The organism is Mucilaginibacter sp. SG564 (assembly GCF_013149275.1).
In the GTDB taxonomy this organism is placed as follows: Bacteria; Bacteroidota; Bacteroidia; order Sphingobacteriales; family Sphingobacteriaceae; genus Mucilaginibacter.
This window is the reverse complement of the sequence record NZ_JABGNA010000018.1, coordinates 1-23,748: the sequence shown is the minus strand read 5'-3', so window position 1 is coordinate 23,748 and position 23,748 is coordinate 1. Positions and strand designations below refer to the sequence as shown.

The following is a 23,748-nucleotide window of genomic DNA, read 5'->3' as shown; positions in this document are numbered from 1 at the left end:
TATTTGTGCGGATTAGACACATGAACAATGATCTATGAACCATGAAATTAACAAATAAATAAATACAAATAATGAAATCAATTGCTATTAGCGGTTCTCCAAGAGAGAACGTAGGGAAAAGAGACGCTAAAGAACTGCGTTATCAAGGCTTAGTGCCTGCAGTACTTTACGGTGGGCCAACACAATCCCACTTTGCAGTGTCCGCAGCTGATTTGAGAGCCGTTGTTTATACTCCGGTTGTTCATTTCATCGATCTTGAAATTGCTGGTGTTAAATCACAAGCTATTATTAAAGATATTCAGTTTCACCCTTTAACTGAACAAATTATCCACGTTGACTTTTTGTTGCTTGACGAGAAAAAGCCAATCACTATCGAGATCCCTGTTAAATTAACCGGTACTTCTCCAGGTGTTAAAGTGGGTGGTAAATTAGTTCAGAAACTAAGGAAACTGCGCATCAAAGCATTGCCTAAAGATCATTTAGATGCTATCGAAGTAAGCATTGAAGCTCTGGAAGTTGGTAAATCAGTAAAAGTTGGCGAAATTAAATTGCCAAACCTTACTATTACTAATGCTCAGGAAGATACTATCGTATCGGTAACTACTTCACGTGCATTACGTCAGGCAGAGCAGGAAGCTGCTTCAGGTAAAAAGTAAGCCCCCTAACCCCCTGAAGGGGGAATGAAAGGGTACTATTAAAACAGCGGTAAGGTAACTTATCGCTGTTTTTGTTTAAAAATAATATCTTCGCACTTTAATTTAAGTAAATCAAAAATTCCCCCTTCAGGGGGCCAGGGGGCATGAAATATCTTATAATTGGCTTAGGAAATATTGGACCTGAATATGCTGATACCCGGCATAATATAGGGTTTATGATACTGGATGAATTAGCCAAACAGGAGAATGCGAAGTTTTATCACATGCGCCTGGCTTACTATAGTGAGGTATCATTCAAAGGACGTACACTCCATCTTATTAAACCAACTACTTACATGAACCTAAGCGGCAAAGCCATGAATCATTGGATGAAGGAGCTCAAAATACCTGTCGAAAATGTATTGGTGCTGGTTGATGACATAGCCCTTCCTTTAGGTACATTGAGGTTAAAACCCAAAGGCAGCGCTGCGGGGCATAATGGTTTAAAACATATCGAAGCAACTTTGGGCAATAATAATTATGCCCGCCTCCGGTTTGGTGTAGGCGATAATTATCCCAAAGGCCGCCAGGTTGATTATGTATTAAGTGGTTTTGATGATGATGAAAAACCCGAACTCCCTGCACTTATTGATCGCTCTATTGAAATGATAAAAAGCTTTGCTACCATCGGTACCGAACTCACCATGACCCGCTACAATAAATAGAAATATGTGGGAATCACTAAAAACTAACTGGTTAGTTAAAAAGTGTTAAATAATACTTTCCCTATGCAACAGTTAAATAGGTTGCTGCGTCTTATCACTAAATCATTATGAAACAATTTTTACTGACCCTGCTTTCCTGTTATATTTCGGCGATTTGTTTTGCCCAGACTCAAAATTCGCCAACAAACATAACTGTTAAGGGCTCAGTAATTGATTCTGCATTAAATAAGCCCTTGGGATATGTTACTGTTGCTTTACAGGATGCTAACACCCATGCCCCTGTAAAAAGCACTCTTGCTAAAGACGATGGAAGTTTTGAATTAAAAGCTCCGGATGGTAAAACTTACCAGCTGGTAGTTGCTTTTATTGGCTATGCTACCAAGATTTTGCCTGTAAAACCAACCGGGACCGAATTCAATGCAGGTAAAATTTTGCTTGCCCCCTCCAGTAAAGAATTAAAAGAAGTTACCGTAACAGCAGTGCGGCCAACCCTGAAACAAGAGGTGGATCGTCTTACTTATGATGTAACTGCCGATCCTGAGAGTAAAGCAGTATCTGCGCTGGATATGATGCGTAAAGTGCCGCTTTTATCGGTTGATGGAGATGATAAGATCAGGCTCAAAGGAAGTGGTAATTATAAAATCCTGATCAACGGAAAAGAATCGGCATTGATGGCCAAAAGCCCATCGGATGTATTGAAAGCGATGCCGGCCACCAATATCGAAAAAATCGAAGTGATTACCACGCCGCCCGCTAAATACGATGCGGAAGGTTTAACAGGTATCATCAACATTATCACCAAGAAAAATGCCGATCAAGGTTATAACGGTAGTATCAATATGCGCTATAATACGGTTTGGGGACCTGGATATAATTTGAATGCAACGGTAAAACAAGGTAAATTTGGTCTTTCGGGATATGCAGGTTTTGGTACCCAGAAAGAAGTAACCGGCGCAACGCACAATACGCAAACACAATTTTTAAATCAATCGGTATCAAGCATCTTAAATCAGGACGGTACCAATACCTTTAGCGGTAAATACAAATATGCTAATGCAGAGTTGAGCTATGAAATAGATAGCCTTGACCTGATCACCGGTTCATTTGAGATATTCCAGGGACATTTTGATCAAAATGGTTCGCTGCAATCCAACCGGGTTAACAATGTCGGAACGCTTGATGAGGCTTATCGTAATGCTACTACCAGTAATAGCAAGGATAAAGGAGCCGATATCGCCATCAATTATCAGCGGAATTTCAAAAACCACAAAGACGAGCTGTTAACCTTATCATACAAATACAGCTATTCGCCAAGTGATCAAACAAGCTCGAACGCGTTTACTGACAGATTTAATTATGATGCTGTTAACAATCCCGATTTCAGACAGCGTAACAATGCTGGTAACCGGGAACATACCATCCAACTTGATTATGTATATCCGCTTAAAAAATTAAATATAGAAGCTGGAGCAAAAGCTATCCTACGGAATAACTTCAGTGATTTCGGACGTGAAGACCTCGATCCTACTACAAACCAATATGTAGTTAACACTGGGCAAACCAGTACGTTTGATTATCATCAGGATGTAACCAGTGTTTACAATTCTTACCAGTTAAAACTAACTAAATGGACGGTAAAAGGTGGTTTGCGTATTGAACACACTCAAGTTAGGGCTGATTTTGTAGGTACGCCGCTTGATAAAGGCTATAACAATTTGATCCCTTCAGTATCCATACAACGCACCCTGAATAGCAGCAGCATTAATTTCGGTTTTACGCAGCGGATACAGCGCCCTGGTATATACCAGCTTAATCCTTTTGTTGATAACTCAAATCCTAAATTCATCAACACCGGTAATCCTGATCTGCGCCCCGAACTCAATAACACCTTTGAACTTACCTACAGCAACTTTAAAAAGGCATCAGTTACGGTGGGTTTAAGCTACGCGTTTTCCAATAACTCCATTCAAACTATAAGCACTTTGCGTGATACGGTAACATACACAACCTATCAAAATTTAGGTAGCAACCGTACACTTGGTTTCAATATCAATACCAATTTTTCTATCATCAAACCCTTAACTGTCAGCCTAAATGGGCAAGTTTCACATGTTTGGTTAAAAGGCGTTTACAATAGCGATTTTTTTAAAAACGATGGCTATATCGGTAACGCATTTGCCAGCTTTACCTATAAACTGGGTGATACATACCGATTTGGTTATAACGCCGGTTTCTTTAGTGGTGATGTAACACTGCAAGGTAAATCAAGTAACTTTATCTATAACTCCTACAGTGTTGCTAAAGATCTGTTTAATAAAAAATTCACAGTTACCCTTGTGGCTAATAATCCTTATAGCAAATACAGAGCATTTAACAATACTACTAACACGCCAGATTTTTCTCAAACCATCAGCAGAGAAAACCCATACCGCCATTTCGCTATCAGGCTTAATTATAAATTCGGCAAGCTCAATAGCGATATTAAAAAGAACCAGCGTAGCATCAATAATGACGATACCAAAGGCGGGGGTAAAAGCAGTGGCGCCAGTCAATAAGAGCTATGCATTAGATTAAAAACACCTGACATACTTTCGGCACAAAAAGGATAAATTAGCCTCATGAAAGTTTACGGAATAACCAATTGCAACACAGTTAAGAAAGCGCTTGACTGGTTGAAAGAAAATAAAGTAGATTATGATTTCCAGGATTTTAAAAAATTAGGTGTAAGCACCGAAAAACTGCAGGAATGGGACAGCAAAGCGGGTTACGAAAAATTCCTGAACAAGCAGGGCCTTACCTGGAAACAACTTGATCCGCAGGTAAAGGAAAGTGTAAAAACCAATGCCGATGCACTTACCTTGTTACAGCAAAAAACAAGTATGATCAAAAGACCTGTTATTGAGGATGGCGACTTTTTGTTTTTTGGTTTTGATGAAAAAGTTTACCAATCTCATTTTCTAAATAAATAAGACCCTTATATTTTTCTATATATCAATTTAAAGCCTATAAATCTCGTATATCTACCTGATTTATAGGCTTTATGTTTATCAAACCAATAATTAATATTCTGGTAACAATCGTTTTACGAGGCCGTTCAAAAACGTTTTTTTGTAGTATACTTGCTGTATACATACAAAAAATATTGAAATGAATTTAAAACTGATGGCCGGTTTCAGCATGGCCTTTATGTTGGCGGTTAGTGTAAGTGATGCCCAGCAGGCCGCTTCAACGAATGCGCCTGCTTCTGATTACAATTATCATGAAACTTTCGGGCCTGGCTTTTATACCAAAAATGGTACAGAATATCGTGCCGCAAGTGGCGAACCAGGACCTAAATACTGGCAAAACCGGGCCGATTATCAATTGGCTGCAAAACTGAATGATCAAACCAATGAGATCACCGGATCTGAAGTATTAACCTATACCAATAATAGTCCGCAAAACCTTGGCTTTTTATGGATGCAGCTCGATCAAAACCTGTTTAAATTAGACTCACGCGGAACGGCTATTGTACCGCCAACAGGCAGCCGTAACTGGGGCCGTGGCGAAGCATTTGATGCCGGTTACAAAATAAAATCAGTAAAATATGCTATTGGTAAAGGTGAATTTGCTGAAGCTAAATTTTTGATCACAGATACCCGTATGCAGGTTTTTTTACCAAAAGAGGTAACAGCTAATGGCGGGCAGGTTAAGCTTAAAATAGAGTATTCATTTAATCCCCCAAATTATGGATCGGACCGTATGGGGTACCAGGATACTAAAAATGGTAGGATTTATACTGTAGCACAGTGGTATCCACGCATGTGCGTATATGACGATGTAATGGGGTGGAACACACTGCCATATACTGGTCCGGGTGAGTTTTATCTGGAATATGGCGATTTCGATCTGAGTATCACTGCTCCGGCAAATCATATTGTAGTTGCCTCCGGTGAACTGCAAAACCCGCAGGAAGTGTATACCGCAGAGCAGCAAAAGCGCTGGGCCGAGGCAGCTCAAAGCGAAAAAACTGTAATGATCCGTACGGCAGATGAGGTTAAGGATCCCAAATCGCGCCCGGCTGGCAAAACCGAATTAACCTGGCATTTTAAAATAAAAAATGCACGTGATGCCTCATGGGCTTCATCGGCCGCTTTTATTATTGATGCCGCCAAAATGGATCTGCCAAGCGGTAAAAAATCAATAGCTATTTCGGCCTACCCTGTTGAAAGCGATGGCAATGATGCCTGGGGACGGTCAACAGAATATGTAAAGAAATCAATTGAATATAACTCTGCCAAATGGTTTGAATTTCCTTATCCTGCTGCAACAGCAGTTGCCGGTATAGTAGGCGGTATGGAATATCCGGGTATTGTTTTCTGCGGATACAAAGCAAAGAGAAATGCGCTTTGGGGCGTAAATGACCATGAGTTTGGGCATACCTGGTTCCCTATGATCGTAGGTTCAAACGAACGTATGTACGGCTGGATGGACGAAGGTTTTAACACTTTCATCAATACACTTTCGACAGCTAATTTTAACAACGGCGAATATAAAAACACCCGCGCTACAGATATGCACCGTACCGGCGACTTTTTAACCAAGCCCGAACTGGAGCCTGTGATGAGCCAGCCAGCTAATTTGAAAGAGAAAAATACCGGTACATTGCTATATTTTAAACCAAGCGCAGGTTTGGTTTTATTACGTGAGCAGATATTAGGCCCCGAACGCTTTGATTTTGCTTTTAAAACATACATCAACAGATGGGCATTTAAACACCCAACACCTGATGACTTTTTCCGTACCATCGAGAATGCATCGGGTGAAAGTTTGCAATGGTTCTGGAGAGGTTGGTTCCTGAACAACTGGCGTCTGGATGTTGCGGTTAGCGATGTGAAATACGTGGATGGCGATGCCTCAAAAGGAGCAATGATCACCATTGATAACCTGGGTAAAATGGCCATGCCTGTTATCCTGGAGGTGAAAACCAAAAGCGGCAAAACAGATCGTATTAAATTGCCTGTTGAAATCTGGGAGCGTTTTGCTTCATGGACATTCAAGTATCCATCAACCGAAGAAATTGAATCGGTTACTTATGATCCTGACAAAGTAATGCCAGACTATAATCCTGACAATAACGTTTGGAAAAAATAAAAGCAAAGGCCCGGTTTACCGGGCCTTTGCTTTTATTGGCATATCTATTTTAGACTTACGAAGTTTTTAAAACTTCGTAAGTCTTCGTCGGGGATCTACAACAAATCTTTCAAATGTTTATAATTTGATTTTACCGTATCCAACACTTCGTCCATATGGCCGTTGAGCATCAGCTTAGTCATGGATACGGCCATGCCTTTTACCTGTTCAAATTCAATTTTAGGCGGCATAGCCAGTGCATTCGGGTCGGTAAACACATTAACTAAGGCCGGGCCATCAAATGCCAAGGCCTCAGTGATAGCTTCCTTAACATCTTCGGGATGTTTCACATTAATACCTTTAATACCCATGGCTTGAGCCACTAAAGCAAAATCGGGATTGTACATATCTGTTTGCCAATCGGGCAGGCCGGCAACCTCCATTTCTAACTTCACCATGCCCAGGGAGCGGTTGTTAAAAACAATGATTTTAACCGGCAGTTTGTATTGAACGATGGTAGCCAGGTCGCCTAACAGCATTGATAGTCCGCCATCGCCGCAAAGCGCTATAACCTGCTGGCCCGGACGGGCAAGGGCTGCGCCAATGGCCTGTGGCATGGCATTAGCCATAGAGCCATGGTTAAAAGAACCTATCATTTTTCGCTTGCCTGTGGCATTAATATAACGGGAACCCCATACGCAGGACATGCCCGTATCCACCGTAAATATGGCATCGTCAGCAGCTATTTTATCCAGTACGCTGGCTACAAATTCAGGGTGTATCTTATCCTGTTCGCCGCTGTCTTCAACATAGGTTTGCATTTTGTTTTTTACATCGGCATATACTTTTAGCTGGGCTTTTAAAAAGCTGTCGTCTTGTTTCTGACTGATCAATGGTAGCAATGCGGTCAGTGTATCCTTGATATTTCCGCATAAACCAACATCAACCTTAGCCCTGCGGCCAATACGCTCCGGTTTGATGTCTACCTGTACAATTTTGCAATCGGTAGGCATAAATGGCGTATACGGAAAATCTGTACCCAACAATATCAACAAATTGCTTTCGTGCATGCTATGATAGGCCGATGGCAGACCTAAAAGACCGGTCATACCCACTTCGTTAGGATTATCATATTGAATATCCATTTTGGCCCGGAAAGAGTAAGCTACTGTAGCATGAAGTTTCTGGGATAAGGCTACCACTTCGTCATGTGCTTCGGCGGCACCTATACCACAAAAAATGGTGATTTTTTGATGATGATTAATCAATGCAGATAGCTTTTGCAGATCAGTATCTGATGGTCTGATCACCGGAGCTGGATTAAAGTTTTGGGTAGATGTATTGATCTCCACAGCATCCATGCTCGTAACATCGCCGGGTAAACCAATTACGGCCACTCCTTTTTGATGCAGGGCACTTTGTATGCCAGCCTGTAACATGCGCGGCAACTGCCTGGGCGTTGCAGCCACCTGGTTGTAATAGCTGCAATCATCAAACAGTTTGATGGTATTGGTTTCCTGGAAATAATCGGTGCCGAATTCAAAACTGGCTATGGTTGATGCAATAGCGATAACCGGTGCGCCAGACCGGTGCGCATCATACAAACCATTAATGAGGTGTACGTGCCCCGGGCCACTGCTGCCCGCGCAACATGCAAGACCATTCAACTGTGCTTCGGCGCCTGCGGCGTAGGCACCAACTTCCTCATGACGTACATGTATCCATTGTATGTTATCCGCCCGCCGTACGGCATCATTTACTTCGTTAAGGCTATCGCCGGTAACAGCATATATTCTTTTGATGCCCGCGCTTGCCAGCATTTCTACCAGTTGGTCTGCAACGTTTTTTGCCATGGTTAGGTTGATTTATGTTTTGATATTTATAAAGCTAACCATCGAATATGATGTGGGTTTTAAAAATTGTAAATTGCTGTAAAATATGACAATTATGGGGCGAATAGTTATTGTGGCTTATAAACCAAAACCAGGAAAAGCAGATGCCTTAAAGCAGCTCACCAAAACCCATGTACCCCGACTTAAACAGGAGGGATTGGTAACGGATCGGCAGCCCATTATTATGGAAACCGCTGATGGTACCATTATTGAAGTTTTTGAATGGTTGAGCGCCGAGGCTATTGATCAGGCTCATCACAGCAAAGCTGTTCATGCAATGTGGGGTGAGTTTGCAGCCGTTTGTGATTATGTAAGCCTGAATAGTTTGAATGAGACAGCAAACGTGTTTGCTGAATTTACTCCGGTGAATTAAACACCAGAATAGCTAAAACATAAAACAAAACAGGCAGACTTCAAAATGAGTCTGCCTGTTTTTACGGATTAATTGTATATAGAGAAGCCGCAAACCGGCTGTTGTTTTTGGTATTGATTAGAGGTTGAATGCGTAGGCAACTCTCAGACCAATAAAATTGCTGGTGCTGCCATTAGTATAAAATTTACTGTTACTTTCAAATCTTACACCTGCGTCGATATAATTTTTGCGACCTACATTAAATAATACGCCTACTTGCGGTGCGTAAACAAACGCTGCTGATTTGGTTGCACCAAGGTCTGTTTTATTGGCAATGAATGATGCGCCGGCTTCGCCCTGGATATAGAAGTTTTTAACAGGGAAATATTTCAAACCTGCCTTAACAGGGATTAATTGAATGTCAGGAGCATTGGTAACATCATCGGCATAAATGTTGTTGAAACCAGTGTTTAAAGTAACATATAATTGTCTGTCAATCACCGGAAAATCGGCTTGTAACGAACCTCCGAAGTTAAGGTTATAGTTATTGTTGAGTTTGCCCAAAGGCAGGCCTGATTCAATACCGGCACTTAAACGGATGCCTGAACCAACGGAAGTAGTTTTTGGTGTTACAGGAGTATTGATATCCTGTGCTTTAATATTTAAAGAGATAACAGATAACAATGAAAATATTAAAACACTGAGTTTAATGGAAGTTTTCATGATCGTGTAGGTTATAGTATAGTTTTGTTATATATGGTAAAATTTTTAGTGATCGCCCCGAAGGTGATTATCTGTAAATGATAGTTAAAATTTGAAAGGTGCCCCAGTATACTTGAAGTAATCTGCCTTTTAGTAAGTTTAAGTTTTCCTTTTTCATGACCGTTGTTGTTGATTGACATGTCAAAGGTACTGCCTGTACGAAGGCACATCAATCCCAATAAATCGGATTTAACAACCAATTTTTCCGATAGACAGAAAATACCGTCAGGCAATAGTCATAACGGGGATTTTGGAGGGGACAAAGGGAGGATTTCTTTATTGTACCTGCTTAAGTTCCGAGGGATTATATCCGGCAAAGCGTTTAAAAAAGCGGCTGAAATGCGAGCTGTTATCAAAGTTAAGCCGTTCAGAAATTTCTTTTATACTAAGACCTGATGAGGATAGCAAGTATTGTGCTTCCAGGTACAGGCGGTTATGGATAACATGCAGGGCATTTTGACCGGTTTCGCCTTTTACTATTTCGGTTAAATACTTGGCCGATATGAAGAGCTCGTCGGCATATTCCTGTACGGTTTTTAGGGCCAGAAATTTCTCCTCAACCAGTTTTTTGAATTTGTATACCAGTTGATATTGTTTGCTCAGATGCCTGGTTGAATGGAGCAGACAACTTTCGCAGGCCCGGTTCATTTCATACAATAGATCAACCACAAGCAGGCGTAAGATCTGCAGGTGGAAAGCTCCTTTTTCACGGCTTTCATCACTCATCTTTTCGTAAAGCGCCTTTAATGATGTCACACTTTTTTGTGACAGCCCATAAATTGGCGGATAGTCTGGATTTACCTCCAGCAGGTTATCCACAATATTTTCTTTCAGGAAATTGTGGGTCAGAAAATCCTTTTTAAACAATACCTGGTACAGGAGCAGATCGTCGGTAGCATCTTCAAAAGAAGTAATAAAAGCAGGTGATACCAGGTGTATGGAGTTTGGATAAACCTCAAAAACAAAATGACCAACTGTTTTTTTACAGCTGCCGCTCAGGCATAAAATAACCGAGTAATAATCTGTTTTAACGGGTAAGCCATGTTTTAAGTCATGTTCATTACCCAATATGGCGAAATTATCCTGGTTCCAGTTATCGTGAATAATACCAAAATCAGGGTTGGCGTTGGTATATCGTTGAAGTGTGGCAGGAATATCTAAAACAGCTATTTTATTACTCATGTACCTCAAAGATAATGCAAAATTATTGACACCTATCAGTCAAACTGCAGTCGTTCGGCTTTCAGCTTTTTTTGAACATCCTGTTTGTAATTACGACCAATTGGTAACTCATGCCCGGCAACCTCAATGCTATAGGAGTAAAAAGAATCTATTTTAGCCAGGGCCACAATGAACGACCTGTGAATACGTACAAACCTGTTTTCGGGCAACATTTCTTCCAGTATGCTGATCTTTTGCCGGGTGATATATATCTGATCTTTGATCACCATTTTTACATAATCACGCAGGCTTTCTATCCACAAAATATCATTTACATTTACCTTAACCGTTTTACGCTCTACTTTGAGATAGATGAATGTTTCATGATCACTTGCCGGAGCTTCGTGGATGATTACCGGATTATGCCTGCTTTCTGCCAGCTGATAAATCTTATCAACGGCACGCAAAAAACGTTCGAATGAAATGGGTTTCAACAGGTAATCAACCGCGTTTAGTTCAAAGCCTTCCAGGGCGTATTCACTATAAGCGGTGGTGAAAATTACCCTGGGAGGGTTTTTGAGGCTCCGGAGCAGATCGGTTCCTTTAATACCGGGCATTTTAATATCCAGAAACATCAGGTCTACCTGTTTTTGCTGCAGCAACTGAAAAGCCTGTATGGCATCCGAGCATTTGCCTATGAGTTCCATTTGGTTAAACTGGGCCAGGTATTTCTCCAACACAGCTATGGCATGAGGCTCATCATCAACTATGAGTGTCCGGATCTTCATGCGCTTACCAATTGTTTTTCAATGTGTTTAACTACATGTAGCTCCATATCGAGCACAATCAGAAAGGTATCATCCTCATTCATGATCTTTAGCTTTGAGGTGGCAGGATAAAGCAGATCGAGGCGTTTCATTACATTTTTCAGGCCGATATGCCCGCGGATATCTTGTTCGTTTTCTTCAGGCTGATGCTCGGGTTTGTTATTGGCTACTTTTAGCTTAAAGCGGTTCCCTGTCACATGTACATTAATGTTTATCCAAACCTGCCCGGTTTTTTCGCTGGTGCCATGTTTAAAGGCATTTTCGATAAACGGAAGAATCAGTAATGGTGCTATCAGTTTATTTCTCAGGTCGCCGGTAACGGTAAAGTTAATATCGATACGGTCTTCATAACGTAGTTTTTCCAGCTTTACGTATTGCTGCATCATCAATATCTCCCGCTCAAGTGGTACTTCATCGGCGTTACATTCATAAAGTATATAGCGCAAAATATCTGATAAGCCCAATATCATTTGGGGTGACTTGGGCGATTGATCCAGACTCAACGCATACAAATTATTTAGTGTGTTAAACAAAAAGTGTGGATGTACTTGAGCTTTCAAGGCGCTTAGTTCGGCCTCCAGAGAGGCTTGTTTGCGTTCATACCACATCTTAAATAATTTAATGGCCAGTACAAATCCAATAATAAGATTTACACCTTTAAAAGAATTTACGAGATTTTCTATATCAAATAGTTTGGTAAAAAAAGGCAGCCGATCATACTGTATATAGCCCTGAAAAGTAACCGGCATTACCCGCACTAAATACGGATGCACGAACAATAAGCCTACAGATCGTGTGGCTAACGTTGAAATAACAACCAATAGCAACAGCAGAAACGTGAACATCAAGTACCGGTTAACAAACAAGTAGCGGGGAATTACCCAATAGGCTATTGCATAATAATAAGCAATCTGAACTGGCATAAAAACCATATTGTTTCTTAATGATACTTCAAAATTGGTTTGAACCGAGTACATACTGGCTATCAGAAGGTAACCCACACTCCAAAACAACAGGTGTTGGTAAACACTTGGTATCTTGATGTTTTGCAGCCGGATATCGAGCCTGTTGTTCATAAAGCTAATTTACCTGATATCGGTCAAAAGATGGAAAATCTTTTATTCAAATGCGATAAAATGCACACTTTCATCGACATACGACAGAAAAAGATTTGGTACGACTAATTATTTTTGACCAATGTTGATGGCGTTACAATAAATGCAGTTGGTATGCAATCTACAGCTGAATAACAACGTTGCTTTTTAATGATATCCGGCCCGCTTAGTTTTGATAATTAAATAGAAACGGGCCATGAAAAAAATAATGTTAACAGCATTGATCCTGATAAGCGCTGTATGCAGCCAGGCTCAAACAAAAGTACCAGAACGTGGTTTCTGGGTGGTAGAAAGTAACGCGAATCAGCCTAAGGCACAAACCATCCGGTTTTATACCGATGACGCGAAGCTGATCTATGAAGAAACCATCAACACGAAACTGAATTTAAAACGTGAAAAAACACGATTGGCTTTAAATCAGCTATCGAACAAGTTGAATGAGGGTAAAGACAATCCTGAAAACAAAAAGCTGATCGCGCTTGCCTTCAATTTAAACCGATAAAAGATCTTTTTTAATTATACTTTGAACAAGGGTTGGCGCGAGGTCAGCCCTGTTCTGTTTAAACGAGAAAGTATCAAGACATTAGTATCAAGTATCAAGATCCTTTTCAGCTATTGACTTTAATTGCTAATTAACCTCCTGCTCTACCCAGTTGCCATCTTCTTTGATAATGCCAATGAGTTCATCGAGCGCATTAGCTGAGCTGATGTTTTTCTTCACCGCTTCCTTACCGCGATATAAAGTTACCTTATCGGTACCGGAACCTACGTAGCCATAATCGGCATCGGCCATTTCGCCCGGGCCGTTCACAATGCAACCCATAATGCCAATTTTAAGTCCTTTAAGATGGCTGGTACGGCTGCGGATCATCTGGGTGGTTACCATCAGATCAAACAGGGTACGGCCGCAGCTTGGGCATGATATATACTCTGTTTTAGAGATCCTGGAACGGGTAGCCTGTAAAATACCAAAGGCTGTTGAAGTAATAACGTTAGCCGATAACTCAGGAGCGTCTATCCAGATACCATCACCAAACCCATCAACCAGCAAGGCCCCCAGATCTGTAGCAGCGTATAGTTGGAGTTTAGTGGTTAAGTCTGTTTGTCCATGGTCCATGGTCGATGGTCCATGGTCTTTTTCAAACTCATAACTTCTTTTAACGATCACCGGAATCTCCAGGCCAAGTTCTTCCAACTTAAAGAAGAAGCCGCGCTGATCGGCCATACCGTGCAGAGCATCGGTTTCCAATACAAATACCAGTGAATTATCAAAAGGTAATGAACCAAACTCATCCGAATCCATATCGGCAGGCAATATCCTTACCAGGTTTAATTTGGATGATCGATCAGTATCCTGTGCGATATACTCTACCAGGGAAAATACCGGGTGGCAATTGGTTTTATCAACCAGTTTCTGCCAGGTGTTATAATTGTAAAGCTGTTTTAAGTTGCTTGGGAACACAAACGAAGGCAGCTCATCGGCCAGGTAAACAAAATCAACCGACTGCTCGGCCATGTTATATTTATCCAACAAGGGCGAATACAGATAACCAGCATCCTTCAAAACAGCCGGATCTTTAAGGTTTTTGGCTGAAAGATCAACCACTACCCTGGGTACCATGTGCCCGCCTATAAACGCGTTGGCCTCATAAGTATGGCGTTTTTTATACTCGTAGGGGGAGTGACTGGTGAGTGGTGAGTGGTGAGTAGTGAGTGAAGTGCTCTCTGCTTCTGTGTTTTGACTTTTGACTTTTGATTTTTGGCTTCTTTCCGTATATCGGCGTACCAGTTCAATCGCAACAGGTGCTTCTGCTTCGGGCTCCTCGGTGAGAGAAACACGTACCGTATCGCCCAAGCCATCTTCCAGCAGGGTACCAATACCTACTGCCGATTTGATACGGCCATCTTCGCCATCGCCGGCTTCGGTAACGCCCAGATGCAGGGGATAGTTCATGCCCTCGGCCACCATGGTATCTACCAGCAAGCGATAAGCCTGTACCATTACCTGCGGGTTGCTCGATTTCATGGAGATTACCAGGTTATAATAGTTCAGCGTTTCGCACATCCGCATAAACTCCATAGCCGACTCCACCATGCCCTGCGGGGTATCACCGTAACGGCTCATGATCCGGTCGCTCAGCGAGCCGTGATTGGTGCCAATGCGCATGGCGGTACCATACTCCTTGCAGATATTAACCAGGGGAGTAAATTTTTTGTAGATGCGTTCCAGTTCGCCCTGGTATTCCTGATCGGTATAATCTATCTGATCAAATTTCTTTTTGTCGGCGTAATTGCCTGGGTTTACCCTTACTTTTTCTACAATGCGTGCGGCCACTTCGGCGGCGTTGGGGGTAAAATGTATATCGGCCACCAGCGGAACGTTATAACCACGCTGGCGAAGCTGTTTCTTGATCTCGGCCAGGTTTTGTGCCTCTTTGATGCTGGGCGCGGTGATGCGCACATACTCACAGCCGGCATCAACCATACGGATGGATTGCTCAACGGTACCAAGGGTATCCATGGTATCTGTAGTGGTCATGCTTTGTATACGGATTGGGTTATTGCCACCCAGGGGCACATCACCAATATTTACTTCGCGGGTAACAAAACGAGAATATTCGGTGAGCGAATTACAATAACGGCCTTGCAGCACTTTAACGGCATCAGTATTCATGCAGTGGATGAATTAATAAGATGCAAATTTAATGAATATAGTCGAATAGCTATTTAAATTTCTGTAAGCGTTTCTTTTACATCATTGCCTTAAAATAACCTTTCTTTGATCACCAGGGTATTGGCTAGCATATCATGCAGGCATTGTTGTTTTTTGTTAAAGAAGGCTATTACATAACCCAAACAAAAGGGCAGGGCAGAAAGCAGCTTGAGCAAGTTGCGGCTAATGGCTTTGCCTGTACTGATGCGATCGCCGTTCATATCTACTACCTTGATTTTGAGCATCTGTTTGCCGTAGGTAGCTTGTTTAACCGAGCTTTCCATCACAATGTGATAGATAATTTTAGCCAGCGGGATAACGCCCAAAATACCGAAGGACACCATAATACGTGTTTCTTTATCCTGTATAAACAGCAGTACCACCACAAAGGCAATAATCACAAATACCGCGAAAAGCATAAACCAATCCAGCACCGAGGCCAGCAGGCGCTGATCAAAACTGCCATAATATTGCATAAGCATCGGCGGTTTGGCAAAACCGAAAAGTGCACGCAGCTCGGCAATTTCCTGCGCCTCTTTATAATCATCCATTTCAGGGGTTTTTACAAAATCGCCGGGCTTTAGTTTACGGTTTTTTAACTCCTCAATGCTAAAAGGGCCTTGTGGTTTACCTTCAATTACCAAGATATAATTTTGATTCATTGATCGGGATTTTTGTGAAGCGTTTACTTTTGTTTGATCGTCGCAGACGCCCGAAGTTACTTTGTTTGATGGAAAAACTTTTTAAACCTCAAATTTTAACACTTTTTTAGCCAAAAACAGGGTGAAATGGAGTGGCTTTTGCTCATTTTAACTAAACTTTAACGCCATTTTAACACTTTTTAACAAATTTTTGACGGGTTTTGAAAGGTTTAAAAAGTATTAATTTATTGATGCTCAAGTGGCGACATACCAAACGGTCGGTTTTTGTGCCTTGTGGTTCTTTAACAAAACAGCCCGGTTTTCTGGTTTAGAGAAGCCCGGGCTGTTGCGTGTATAAATATACGAAAAATTATGCAGAGGATGACAATCTTTTTGCCATGCCCATGATCTATCACTATGAACTTTGCGACAAATACGGTTTCCACCAGTTGGAGTTATACTCGGCTTTTACCTCCGTAGGTTCGCCGGGTTTGGGGACAAACAGGTTGATGTTTTTATCTTTTGCCAGGTCGGTTAGCCGTTCAATGGGTTCGTACCAGGCATGCGGGGCCAGGCTAAAGGTGCCATAATGTACGGGCATCATCAGTTTGCCTTTGAGGGCCAGGTGCGCGTTGGAGGCATGATCGGGGCCCATGTGTATATCGGGCCAGTATTTGCCATAAGCGCCAATTTCCAGTATGGTTAAGTCAAACGGGCCAAAGGCTTCACCGATCTCCGCGAAACTGGGCGACCAGCCCGAATCGGCACCAAAATAAATATTGTGTTTGGGGCCTTTGATCACGAATGATGACCACAGGGTTTCATTACGCCCGGTAATGCCCCGGCCAGAGAAATGGCGTGCTGGTGTAGCTGTAACCACCAGATCGTTGCCGATGACCACGCTATTGCCCCAATCCATTTCGGTGATGCGATCTGCATTAATGCCCCATTTACGCAGGTGTTGCCCTACGCCTATGGAGCAATAAAAGGGAACGGTAGCTTCTGCGAAAAATTGAATAGTATCCTTATCCAGATGGTCATAATGATCATGAGATATGATGACGGCATCCAGCGAGGGTAATTTACTTAATGAAAGTGGTGGTTGAAAAAAGCGTTTAGGGCCGATGTATTTGGAAAAGGAAACACGCTGGCCCCAAACCGGATCGGTAAGGATACGTTTGCCGTCAATCTCGATCAGTATGCTGGTATGGCCTATCCAGGTAATGCGCAAACCGCTGGCCGGTGGGTTTTGGTAAATGGCAGTATCGGTTTTAAACGGGCCAAGCGTTTTGAGGGGGATCCGCTCGGCCTTGTTATTGATGTATTCGCCCAGTATCGGGAGTATTTTACCAAAGCCGCCTTCGTCGGTTGGTATAACGTTAATATATTTTTTTCCTTCTTTTCGTGATCCTTCTAAACTCATGGTAAGCTAATAGTATTTTGGTTTAAGATAAGGCTAAGTGTTTAAAGTTACGGTAATGGGGTGTTTATTGACGAAGGAATGACGTTTGGGTATGGCGCAGACCCGCTCTTGGCCGCGGGAGGGCCAGTCACTTTTGTCGCCACAAAAGTAACCAAAAAGGCTGTCACCAGAAATGCTTCTTTGCCGCACAGGGCCTTTACCCTGCAAACCGGACAGAACCAGGGCGGCAATTATTTTGCCCCACTTCGTTCCCTCATTTTCCTGCGCTACAGCAAAAACTTGCTATGCCCCGCATACGCACAGGCCTCCATTGTTCTGCCCGCTTTCGCCCGAAGCTGTTCTGTTGACGGAGAAGAAGAAGGGTGGTTTTTACAATATGTTTGTCATGCTGAACGAAGTGAAGCATCTATTAAGCGATATGCCTGTTTATGAATAGATCCTTCGTTCCTCAGGATGACAAAGCGGGTTAATCGAATAATTCACTAAATTACGGTAATCCCTTAATCTGAAAAATCAGGGTTCAGACAAAATTCAATAATTATTAAGAAACGCTATCGCCCTATCGCAAAATTCCTGTAAGGCAGCGGGTATCGTATCGCCGGTATAAGGGTGTGTGGCGCCTAAAACATGGTCGCCGCCTTTGATGATCACGAATTCGGCATTGGGTTGGGCGGTATGCAGTTCTTTGGCATGATCGAGCGGTACGGTTGGGTCGATGTCGCCGTGTACCAGCAGCCAGGGTTGTTGTACTTCGGCGGCTTTGGCGGGGATATCCAGGCGAAGCGGATGTTTGTCCAGATCATCCAATAGGGTTGATTTGAGGGGCATTTGCTGACCGGTGCGCGAATTGTGCATATAAATAACGCCTTGCAGGTACCACTGGGCTTCGCTTTGTTTTGGCCACAGATTACGGAAACCTGATATAGAGGCCAGGGTGACCAGTTTTTTGATGCGGCTGTCTTCGGCCGATTTAATGATACTAATGCCGCCCCCCATGCTGTGGCCTATTAAAAATACGCTGTTAGCTGCCGCCATGCCCGAGCCACTACAGGCAAAATCAATAATCGTATCCAGGTCTTCCAGCTCAATGGAAAAGGTGTTATCGCTGAAGGCTATCAGATCGGCAAAATCGGTAGGATGATCGGGCGTGGTGCCATTATGCGAAAAGTTGAACTTGAGGTACCGGAAACCGTTCCGGGCGAAATGATCGGCTACCAGGTTATGCGTGCCCCAGTCTTTAAACCCTTTAAAGCCATGCGCAAAGATCACTACCGGCGCGTTTTTCAGCGCGTCGTCATACGTTACATCAATCAGCATAGGGCGGCCCTTGGCGCCGGGCAGAGTATAATTATCTTTACGGATCATGGGCGAAAATTACACTTTTTTAGTGTGAATTGGTTGATGCACACGCAGTATGGGGGTGTCTGATTAGAGAAGATGATACAACTTTTTTATCCGCGCGTCATTGCGAGGTACGAAGCAATCCCTACATAGGCAGATCAAACATGCATACTCTGCTCTGTACAGCATAGAGATTGCTTCGTACCTCGCAATGACGCGCTCTGCTGCCGCGGGCTTTCAGCCCGTGGTAAACATGGCTTCAGCTTTCAGCTGAACTATAAAGCTGAAAGCTTTAATCATGCTTCCCACGAGATACGCTGTGCTAATCTCGCGGGAGCGAAAGCGAAAGCGTCTCTCTCGCTACCGCAAGCGTCCAGCTTGTGTTAAAAATTAGGACAATCCTTAAAATAGCTTATGCTTACAAGCGGGACGCTTGCAATAGCGTTTGATATCACCGCGCCACTATTACAGTGCCTATCATTTCAAAGCCTCATTAATAGTCTTTTTCATCCAGTAAGGTGAGTTTGCGGCGAAGCTTACCGTATGGAAGGCTACTTTGCCTTCCTTATCCAGTATCACGCTGGTGGGGTAAAGGTGTATTTTATAAATATCGGCAATAGAACGGCCGTCGTCGATAATTTCAAAATTGAAAGGGTTTGTTTTCATAAAAGTCCGGATATCCCATCGTTGATCTAAGGCTACGGCCAGAAAAACAACATTGGGATTATCTTTATACAGTTCAACCAGTTTGTTTAACTCGGGTATTTCTGCCCGGCAAGGCGGACAGCCAATAAACCAAAAGTTCAGCATCACTACCTTGCCACGCAGGTCTTTGAGCTTTACTTTTTTACCATTCATGTCATGGGTGCTGAACGATTCGACCTCCTGGCCTATAGTGAAATTCTCCGACTCCATGGGTTTTGGATACGATGCCATGCGTTGTTCTTCGGCTTCCTCCGGCGAAAGGTTTTTTTGACCGGCAGGAATCGTATTTCCTGTATTTACAGCTGAACGATATTGAGGAGGTGTATAGCCTTTTTTTAAAATGGTAAAAGCGGTATTGACATTGTTCACATCATCCGGCCACAAAACATACTCCCTCGTGCGGCTTAAGGTACTCCACTCATTAAAAGTAAGCGTTTTCCCAGTGGAGTCTTTTACCACCGAATGTGCATCTATGCTAAACCGGTGCGTAGCCGCTTTTTTTACCGTGTCCTGTGCACGGGCTACAAAGCCGGCAATGATAAACAGGAATAGCACACAAATATTTTTCATAGGTATGATAACAGGTTTAGGTTTCATTATTTCAACAAGTATTTAACTGGCGTTGAATGTAAATATTATTTATATAAGTAGCATTCTGTGGGTTAAATATTTCGACGAACTACACCTTTTTGCCGTTAAAAGTAATATTGTACAGATCTGTCCGGCGATCCTTGATGTTTTGAACGCTGCCATATTCATGCAGTTCATCTAGCAACGACAGATCTACATCGGCAATCACGATCATCTCGGTATTGGGTGTAGCTTCTGACTGGATACCATTGGTAGGGAAACCAAAGTCCGAAGGTGTAAATACTGCCGATTGCGCGTAGCTGATGCCCATATTGTTTACATTGGGCAAATTGCCCACACAGCCGGCAATGGCTACATAACATTCGTTCTCTACAGCGCGGGCCTGGGCACAAAATTTTACCCGGTTGTAGCCATTCTGTGTATCGGTGAGGAAAGGTACAAACAATATCTGCATGTCCTGGCTGGCCAGGATGCGTGATAGTTCGGGGAACTCCACATCATAACAAATCAGGATGCCTACTTTACCTGCATCGGTTTCAAATACTTTTACTTCATCGCCGCCGCGCATACCCCAGGAGCTGATCTCGGCCGGGGTAGGGTGTATCTTGTAAACCTCTTCCATGCTGCCGTTGCGCCTGAACAGGTAGGATACATTGTACAGCGAATCCTCAAAAATAACCGGCATGCTGCCGGCAATAATATTTACGTTGTAGGATACCGCCAGTTTGGAAAACTCTTCGATAATGGGTTGTGTGTACTTGGCCAGTTCGCGCATGGCCTTGGCCGAATCCATGTGGTTATAATCGGCCATCAGCGGGGTGTTGAACAACTCGGGAAACAGGATAAAATCGGCCTGGTAATCGCTCACCGCGTCAACAAAATACTCAGCATGTTTAAGCAGTTCGCTGATGTTATTATAACTACGCATTTGCCATTGTACCAAACCTATGCGTACCACGGTTTTTTGGTTGATGGCCGTGCTGATCTCCTCGTAATACACATTGTTCCACTCAATAAGGGTAGCGAAACCTTTGGAACGGCTATCCTCAGGCAGGTAATTACGCAGCACCTTGCGTACGTGAAAATCATTGGCCAACTGAAACGACAGGGTGGGGTCATAGATCTCTTTATACTTTACCTTATCAATATATTGCCGTGGCGTCAGATCATTCTGGTATTTCTGATAATTAGGAATACGGCCACCGGCGATGATGCTTTTGAGGTTCAGCTTTTCGCAAAGTGCCTTGCGGGCCTCATATAACCGACGGGCCAGGCGCAGGCCGCGATAATTGGGGTGGATAAAAATGTCGATTCCATACAATACATCGCCTTTGTCGGTATGGGTTTTAAAAGTGCTGTCGCCGGTTATTTGTTTGTAGGTGTGGTTATCGCCGAATTTTTGATAGTCGACAATGATGGATAGCGCGCAGCCTACCACCACATCGTTCACGGTGATACAGATCTGGCCTTCGGGGAAAAGTTTAATGAGCCTTTTGATGGAATTGGCATCCCAATAGTCCTCATCCATATCCATGTAGGCCGATTTCATCGACTTTTTAAGCTCCTGGTAGTCCTGTACTTCCAGGTTACGCATTTCGACACTTTGCAGATCCATAGGTTGTTTATATGTGGTGTTCTTAATGTTAGTCCATCAATGCCGGTGACAACTCACCCGCTGACGCTTCTTCACACGTCATTGCGTAGCGTGGACAACCGACCAGAGGGAGCTCATTAATTCCTTTAAAAGACAATTAACAATATTAATAATCCCCGATATGCAGGTCCGCTCTGTAAGTAGGGGATTGCCACGCTACGCTCGCAATGACGTTATTTTTTTTTATATTTCTACCCTCTTGTTTCACAACTACGATTTAGTATACCACCATGCCCAGGCTATCAGCACCGACTGCAATGCCAGGCGTATCCAGGCCAATAGTGGAGTTACGGTCAATTTACCCAATCTTAAAGGTGCATCACTGATCATGCTGATATGTACCGGTAAAAAAGCAATCAGCATTAATATTATAGTATAAGCCGCCATAGGTCTGGTTTGTGTAGGGATAAGCAGCAGGCCAAGCAATATTTCGGCAGCGCCCGCTACTATATTAATCGCTACCGGGTAGGGCAAATAATGCGGAATGATGCGGTAATAAGATGTTGGATTGATAAAATGATTGATACCTGCAAGCACATAGCCAATTACCAGTATAACCAGGCTTATATTTTTGATGAGATGCATTATGTAATATACATTATTTTGCTAAATATTGTTTTAAGCAGTTTTAATGTGGTGTTACGGTCAAAATACGTAATTTATAAACATTCTAAATAGCCCTGTATGACAAAGTATTGACACGGGATGTCATTTATAGTGATATTTTTGTTCGGTCAAATTTAAAACTGCTTTGAAGTACTTAAAGGTTATTGCTTTTACACACAAACAGATTGAACTGAAGGAATTAGGTAGATTGGTGGTTTGCCAGGAAAATCTGACAGAAAAACTTCAACAGGTAAAAACTCAATTTGGGATTCCGGAGATATTTTATCTGGCTACGTGCAACCGTGTTGAGTTTGTGATGACAACCCCCCATAAGGTTGATAAGGATTTTGCCCGTAAATTTATCGAGTCGTTTAATACCGAATTGTGTGATCATTCTTTAAGTACCTTCATGGAAAGCGCTTCTATCTATGAAGATCAGGAGGCGATGGTGCATCTTTTACGTACATCATGCTCATTGGAAAGTTTGATAGTTGGCGAAAAGGAGATTTTAGCCCAGCTGCGCAAAGCTTATGAGCATTGCAAAGAGGCAGGTCTTACTGCCGATAGTTTACGCATGGTGATGAACTGTGTGGTTAAAACAGCCAAGGAGGTTTACACGCATACCAACATTTCCAAAAATCCCATTTCGGTAGTATCATTGGCTTACCGCAAACTGCGCGACCTTAACCTGTGTGCCAGCGATGCCCGTGTACTGATCATCGGTGCAGGCGAAACCAACCGTAATATTTCCAAGTATCTTAAAAAACATAAGTTCACCAATTTCGCGGTATTTAACCGTACCCTGTCAAAAGCTGCCGAGCTGGCCGCCGACCTGGGTGGTGAGGCATTTGACCTGGAAGCCTTAAAAACATACAAAAAGGGTTTTGACGTGATCATCACCTGTACATCGGCGGTGGAGCCTATCATCACTACCGAAATATACCAATCGCTGCTTAACGGCGAAACCGGTCGTAAAACTATTGTGGATCTGGCTATTCCTAATGACACCGCTCCCGAGGTATTGGAGCAGTTCCCGGTGAACTTTATCGAAGTACACTCGCTTAACGAGGTTGCCAAACGTAACCTGCAGGAGCGCTACCAGGAACTGGTACATGCCGAAGCTATTATTGAGCAAAACATCGCCGAATTTTTAACCCAGTTAAAACAACGCCGTATTGAAGTGGCTATGCGCCAGGTGCCCGAAAAGATCAAAGAGATCCGCAACACGGCTATCAACTCGGTTTTTGCCGATGAGGTACAGGGCCTGGATGATCAATCGCGCGAGATACTGGAAAAGGTGATCAATTATATGGAGAAAAAATATATCAGCGTGCCCATGATCATGGCTAAAGATATATTGATCAACGAAAATTAATCTTCTTTATTTTTTATAATTATGTCATTGCTGTAAGGGTTAGGTAATTCGGTAACAGAATTAGCTATTATTTTTTGTTGTTTAGGGCGACCATATCGATAGGTTTCTTTCCGCCGAT

The 23,748-nt window shown here is 42.8% G+C and carries 21 protein-coding genes; 9 read left to right on the top strand and 12 right to left on the bottom strand.

All coding sequences use genetic code 11. From position 1 onward, the window contains the following. Positions 1 to 71 precede the first annotated feature (71 nt). The 5 genes from FHW89_RS26760 to FHW89_RS26740 all read left to right on the top strand — a co-directional run bounded on the left by FHW89_RS26760 (position 72) and on the right by FHW89_RS26740 (position 6,493). On the top strand, positions 72 to 656 hold the full coding sequence (locus FHW89_RS26760; RefSeq protein ID WP_166090502.1) for a 50S ribosomal protein L25/general stress protein Ctc: 585 nt from the start codon (positions 72 to 74) through the stop codon (positions 654 to 656). Positions 657 to 799: 143 nt separating this feature from the next. Beyond that, complete coding sequence (pth, locus tag FHW89_RS26755; RefSeq protein WP_172338114.1) at positions 800 to 1,360, top strand: aminoacyl-tRNA hydrolase; 561 nt, start codon at positions 800 to 802, stop codon at positions 1,358 to 1,360. Between the two features lie 107 nt (positions 1,361 to 1,467). Beyond that, the gene (locus tag FHW89_RS26750; RefSeq protein WP_172338113.1) at positions 1,468 to 3,915 is read left to right on the top strand and encodes a TonB-dependent receptor domain-containing protein; all 2,448 of its coding nucleotides are present in this window, start codon (positions 1,468 to 1,470) and stop codon (positions 3,913 to 3,915) included. 63 nt (positions 3,916 to 3,978) lie between these two features. Then, positions 3,979 to 4,329 (top strand): Spx/MgsR family RNA polymerase-binding regulatory protein, encoded by a 351-nt coding sequence (locus FHW89_RS26745; protein ID WP_172338112.1) that lies wholly within the window; start codon positions 3,979 to 3,981, stop codon positions 4,327 to 4,329. Positions 4,330 to 4,507: 178 nt separating this feature from the next. Then, on the top strand, positions 4,508 to 6,493 hold the full coding sequence (locus FHW89_RS26740; RefSeq protein WP_172338111.1) for a M1 family metallopeptidase: 1,986 nt from the start codon (positions 4,508 to 4,510) through the stop codon (positions 6,491 to 6,493). 95 nt (positions 6,494 to 6,588) lie between these two features. Here FHW89_RS26740 and FHW89_RS26735 read toward each other — a convergent pair whose 3' ends face one another. Next, complete coding sequence (locus tag FHW89_RS26735; RefSeq protein WP_172338110.1) at positions 6,589 to 8,325, bottom strand: thiamine pyrophosphate-dependent enzyme; 1,737 nt, start codon at positions 8,323 to 8,325, stop codon at positions 6,589 to 6,591. Positions 8,326 to 8,419: 94 nt separating this feature from the next. Between FHW89_RS26735 and FHW89_RS26730 the strand changes: the two genes are divergently transcribed. Then, the gene (locus FHW89_RS26730) at positions 8,420 to 8,737 is read left to right on the top strand and encodes a hypothetical protein (RefSeq protein ID WP_172338109.1); all 318 of its coding nucleotides are present in this window, start codon (positions 8,420 to 8,422) and stop codon (positions 8,735 to 8,737) included. Positions 8,738 to 8,854: 117 nt separating this feature from the next. Here FHW89_RS26730 and FHW89_RS26725 read toward each other — a convergent pair whose 3' ends face one another. The 4 genes from FHW89_RS26725 to FHW89_RS26710 form a co-directional block, all read right to left on the bottom strand. Next, positions 8,855 to 9,439 carry a hypothetical protein gene (locus FHW89_RS26725; protein ID WP_172338108.1) on the bottom strand — a complete coding sequence of 195 codons (585 nt, stop codon included), beginning with the start codon at positions 9,437 to 9,439 and terminating at the stop codon, positions 8,855 to 8,857. Between the two features lie 315 nt (positions 9,440 to 9,754). Continuing rightward, positions 9,755 to 10,660, bottom strand: coding sequence for an AraC family transcriptional regulator (locus FHW89_RS26720; RefSeq protein ID WP_172338107.1), 906 nt, complete (start codon positions 10,658 to 10,660; stop codon positions 9,755 to 9,757). Between the two features lie 35 nt (positions 10,661 to 10,695). Further along, a complete protein-coding gene (locus FHW89_RS26715) occupies positions 10,696 to 11,427 on the bottom strand; it encodes a LytTR family DNA-binding domain-containing protein (protein ID WP_172338106.1) in 732 nt (243 codons plus the stop codon). After that, positions 11,424 to 12,542: a sensor histidine kinase gene (locus tag FHW89_RS26710; RefSeq protein ID WP_172338105.1), complete on the bottom strand. Its 1,119-nt coding sequence runs from the start codon at positions 12,540 to 12,542 to the stop codon at positions 11,424 to 11,426. Before FHW89_RS26710 ends, FHW89_RS26715 begins: the two co-directional genes overlap by 4 nt. Before the next feature lie 235 nt (positions 12,543 to 12,777). Here FHW89_RS26710 and FHW89_RS26705 point away from each other — a divergent pair, with 235 nt between their 5' ends. Next, on the top strand, positions 12,778 to 13,083 hold the full coding sequence (locus tag FHW89_RS26705) for a hypothetical protein (protein WP_172338104.1): 306 nt from the start codon (positions 12,778 to 12,780) through the stop codon (positions 13,081 to 13,083). Between the two features lie 126 nt (positions 13,084 to 13,209). On the opposite strand, the gene ispG is transcribed toward FHW89_RS26705, so the two are convergent. The 3 genes from ispG to FHW89_RS26690 all read right to left on the bottom strand — a co-directional run bounded on the left by ispG (position 13,210) and on the right by FHW89_RS26690 (position 17,358). Further along, the gene (gene ispG, locus FHW89_RS26700; protein WP_172338103.1) at positions 13,210 to 15,255 is read right to left on the bottom strand and encodes a (E)-4-hydroxy-3-methylbut-2-enyl-diphosphate synthase; all 2,046 of its coding nucleotides are present in this window, start codon (positions 15,253 to 15,255) and stop codon (positions 13,210 to 13,212) included. Between the two features lie 89 nt (positions 15,256 to 15,344). Then, positions 15,345 to 15,956, bottom strand: coding sequence for an RDD family protein (locus FHW89_RS26695; protein WP_172338102.1), 612 nt, complete (start codon positions 15,954 to 15,956; stop codon positions 15,345 to 15,347). A gap of 394 nt (positions 15,957 to 16,350) precedes the next feature. Further along, a complete protein-coding gene (locus FHW89_RS26690; RefSeq protein WP_172338101.1) occupies positions 16,351 to 17,358 on the bottom strand; it encodes an MBL fold metallo-hydrolase in 1,008 nt (335 codons plus the stop codon). Between the two features lie 78 nt (positions 17,359 to 17,436). Between FHW89_RS26690 and FHW89_RS26685 the strand changes: the two genes are divergently transcribed. Then, entirely contained in the window at positions 17,437 to 17,790 is a 354-nt protein-coding gene (locus FHW89_RS26685) for a hypothetical protein (protein WP_172338100.1), read from the top strand. Between the two features lie 99 nt (positions 17,791 to 17,889). Here the strand turns inward: FHW89_RS26685 and FHW89_RS26680 are convergent, their stop codons facing one another. From FHW89_RS26680 to FHW89_RS26665, 4 genes are all read right to left on the bottom strand, one after another. Next, on the bottom strand, positions 17,890 to 18,723 hold the full coding sequence (locus tag FHW89_RS26680; RefSeq protein ID WP_172338099.1) for a S9 family peptidase: 834 nt from the start codon (positions 18,721 to 18,723) through the stop codon (positions 17,890 to 17,892). Positions 18,724 to 19,176: 453 nt separating this feature from the next. Continuing rightward, a complete protein-coding gene (locus tag FHW89_RS26675; protein ID WP_172338098.1) occupies positions 19,177 to 19,974 on the bottom strand; it encodes a TlpA disulfide reductase family protein in 798 nt (265 codons plus the stop codon). Between the two features lie 109 nt (positions 19,975 to 20,083). Beyond that, the gene (locus FHW89_RS26670; protein ID WP_172338097.1) at positions 20,084 to 21,610 is read right to left on the bottom strand and encodes a carbon-nitrogen hydrolase family protein; all 1,527 of its coding nucleotides are present in this window, start codon (positions 21,608 to 21,610) and stop codon (positions 20,084 to 20,086) included. Between the two features lie 249 nt (positions 21,611 to 21,859). Continuing rightward, positions 21,860 to 22,234, bottom strand: a complete 375-nt coding sequence (locus FHW89_RS26665; protein ID WP_172338096.1) for a DoxX family protein — start codon at positions 22,232 to 22,234, stop codon at positions 21,860 to 21,862. Between the two features lie 166 nt (positions 22,235 to 22,400). Here FHW89_RS26665 and hemA point away from each other — a divergent pair, with 166 nt between their 5' ends. Continuing rightward, a complete protein-coding gene (hemA, locus tag FHW89_RS26660) occupies positions 22,401 to 23,630 on the top strand; it encodes a glutamyl-tRNA reductase (RefSeq protein ID WP_172338095.1) in 1,230 nt (409 codons plus the stop codon). Positions 23,631 to 23,748: the final 118 nt, after the last annotated feature.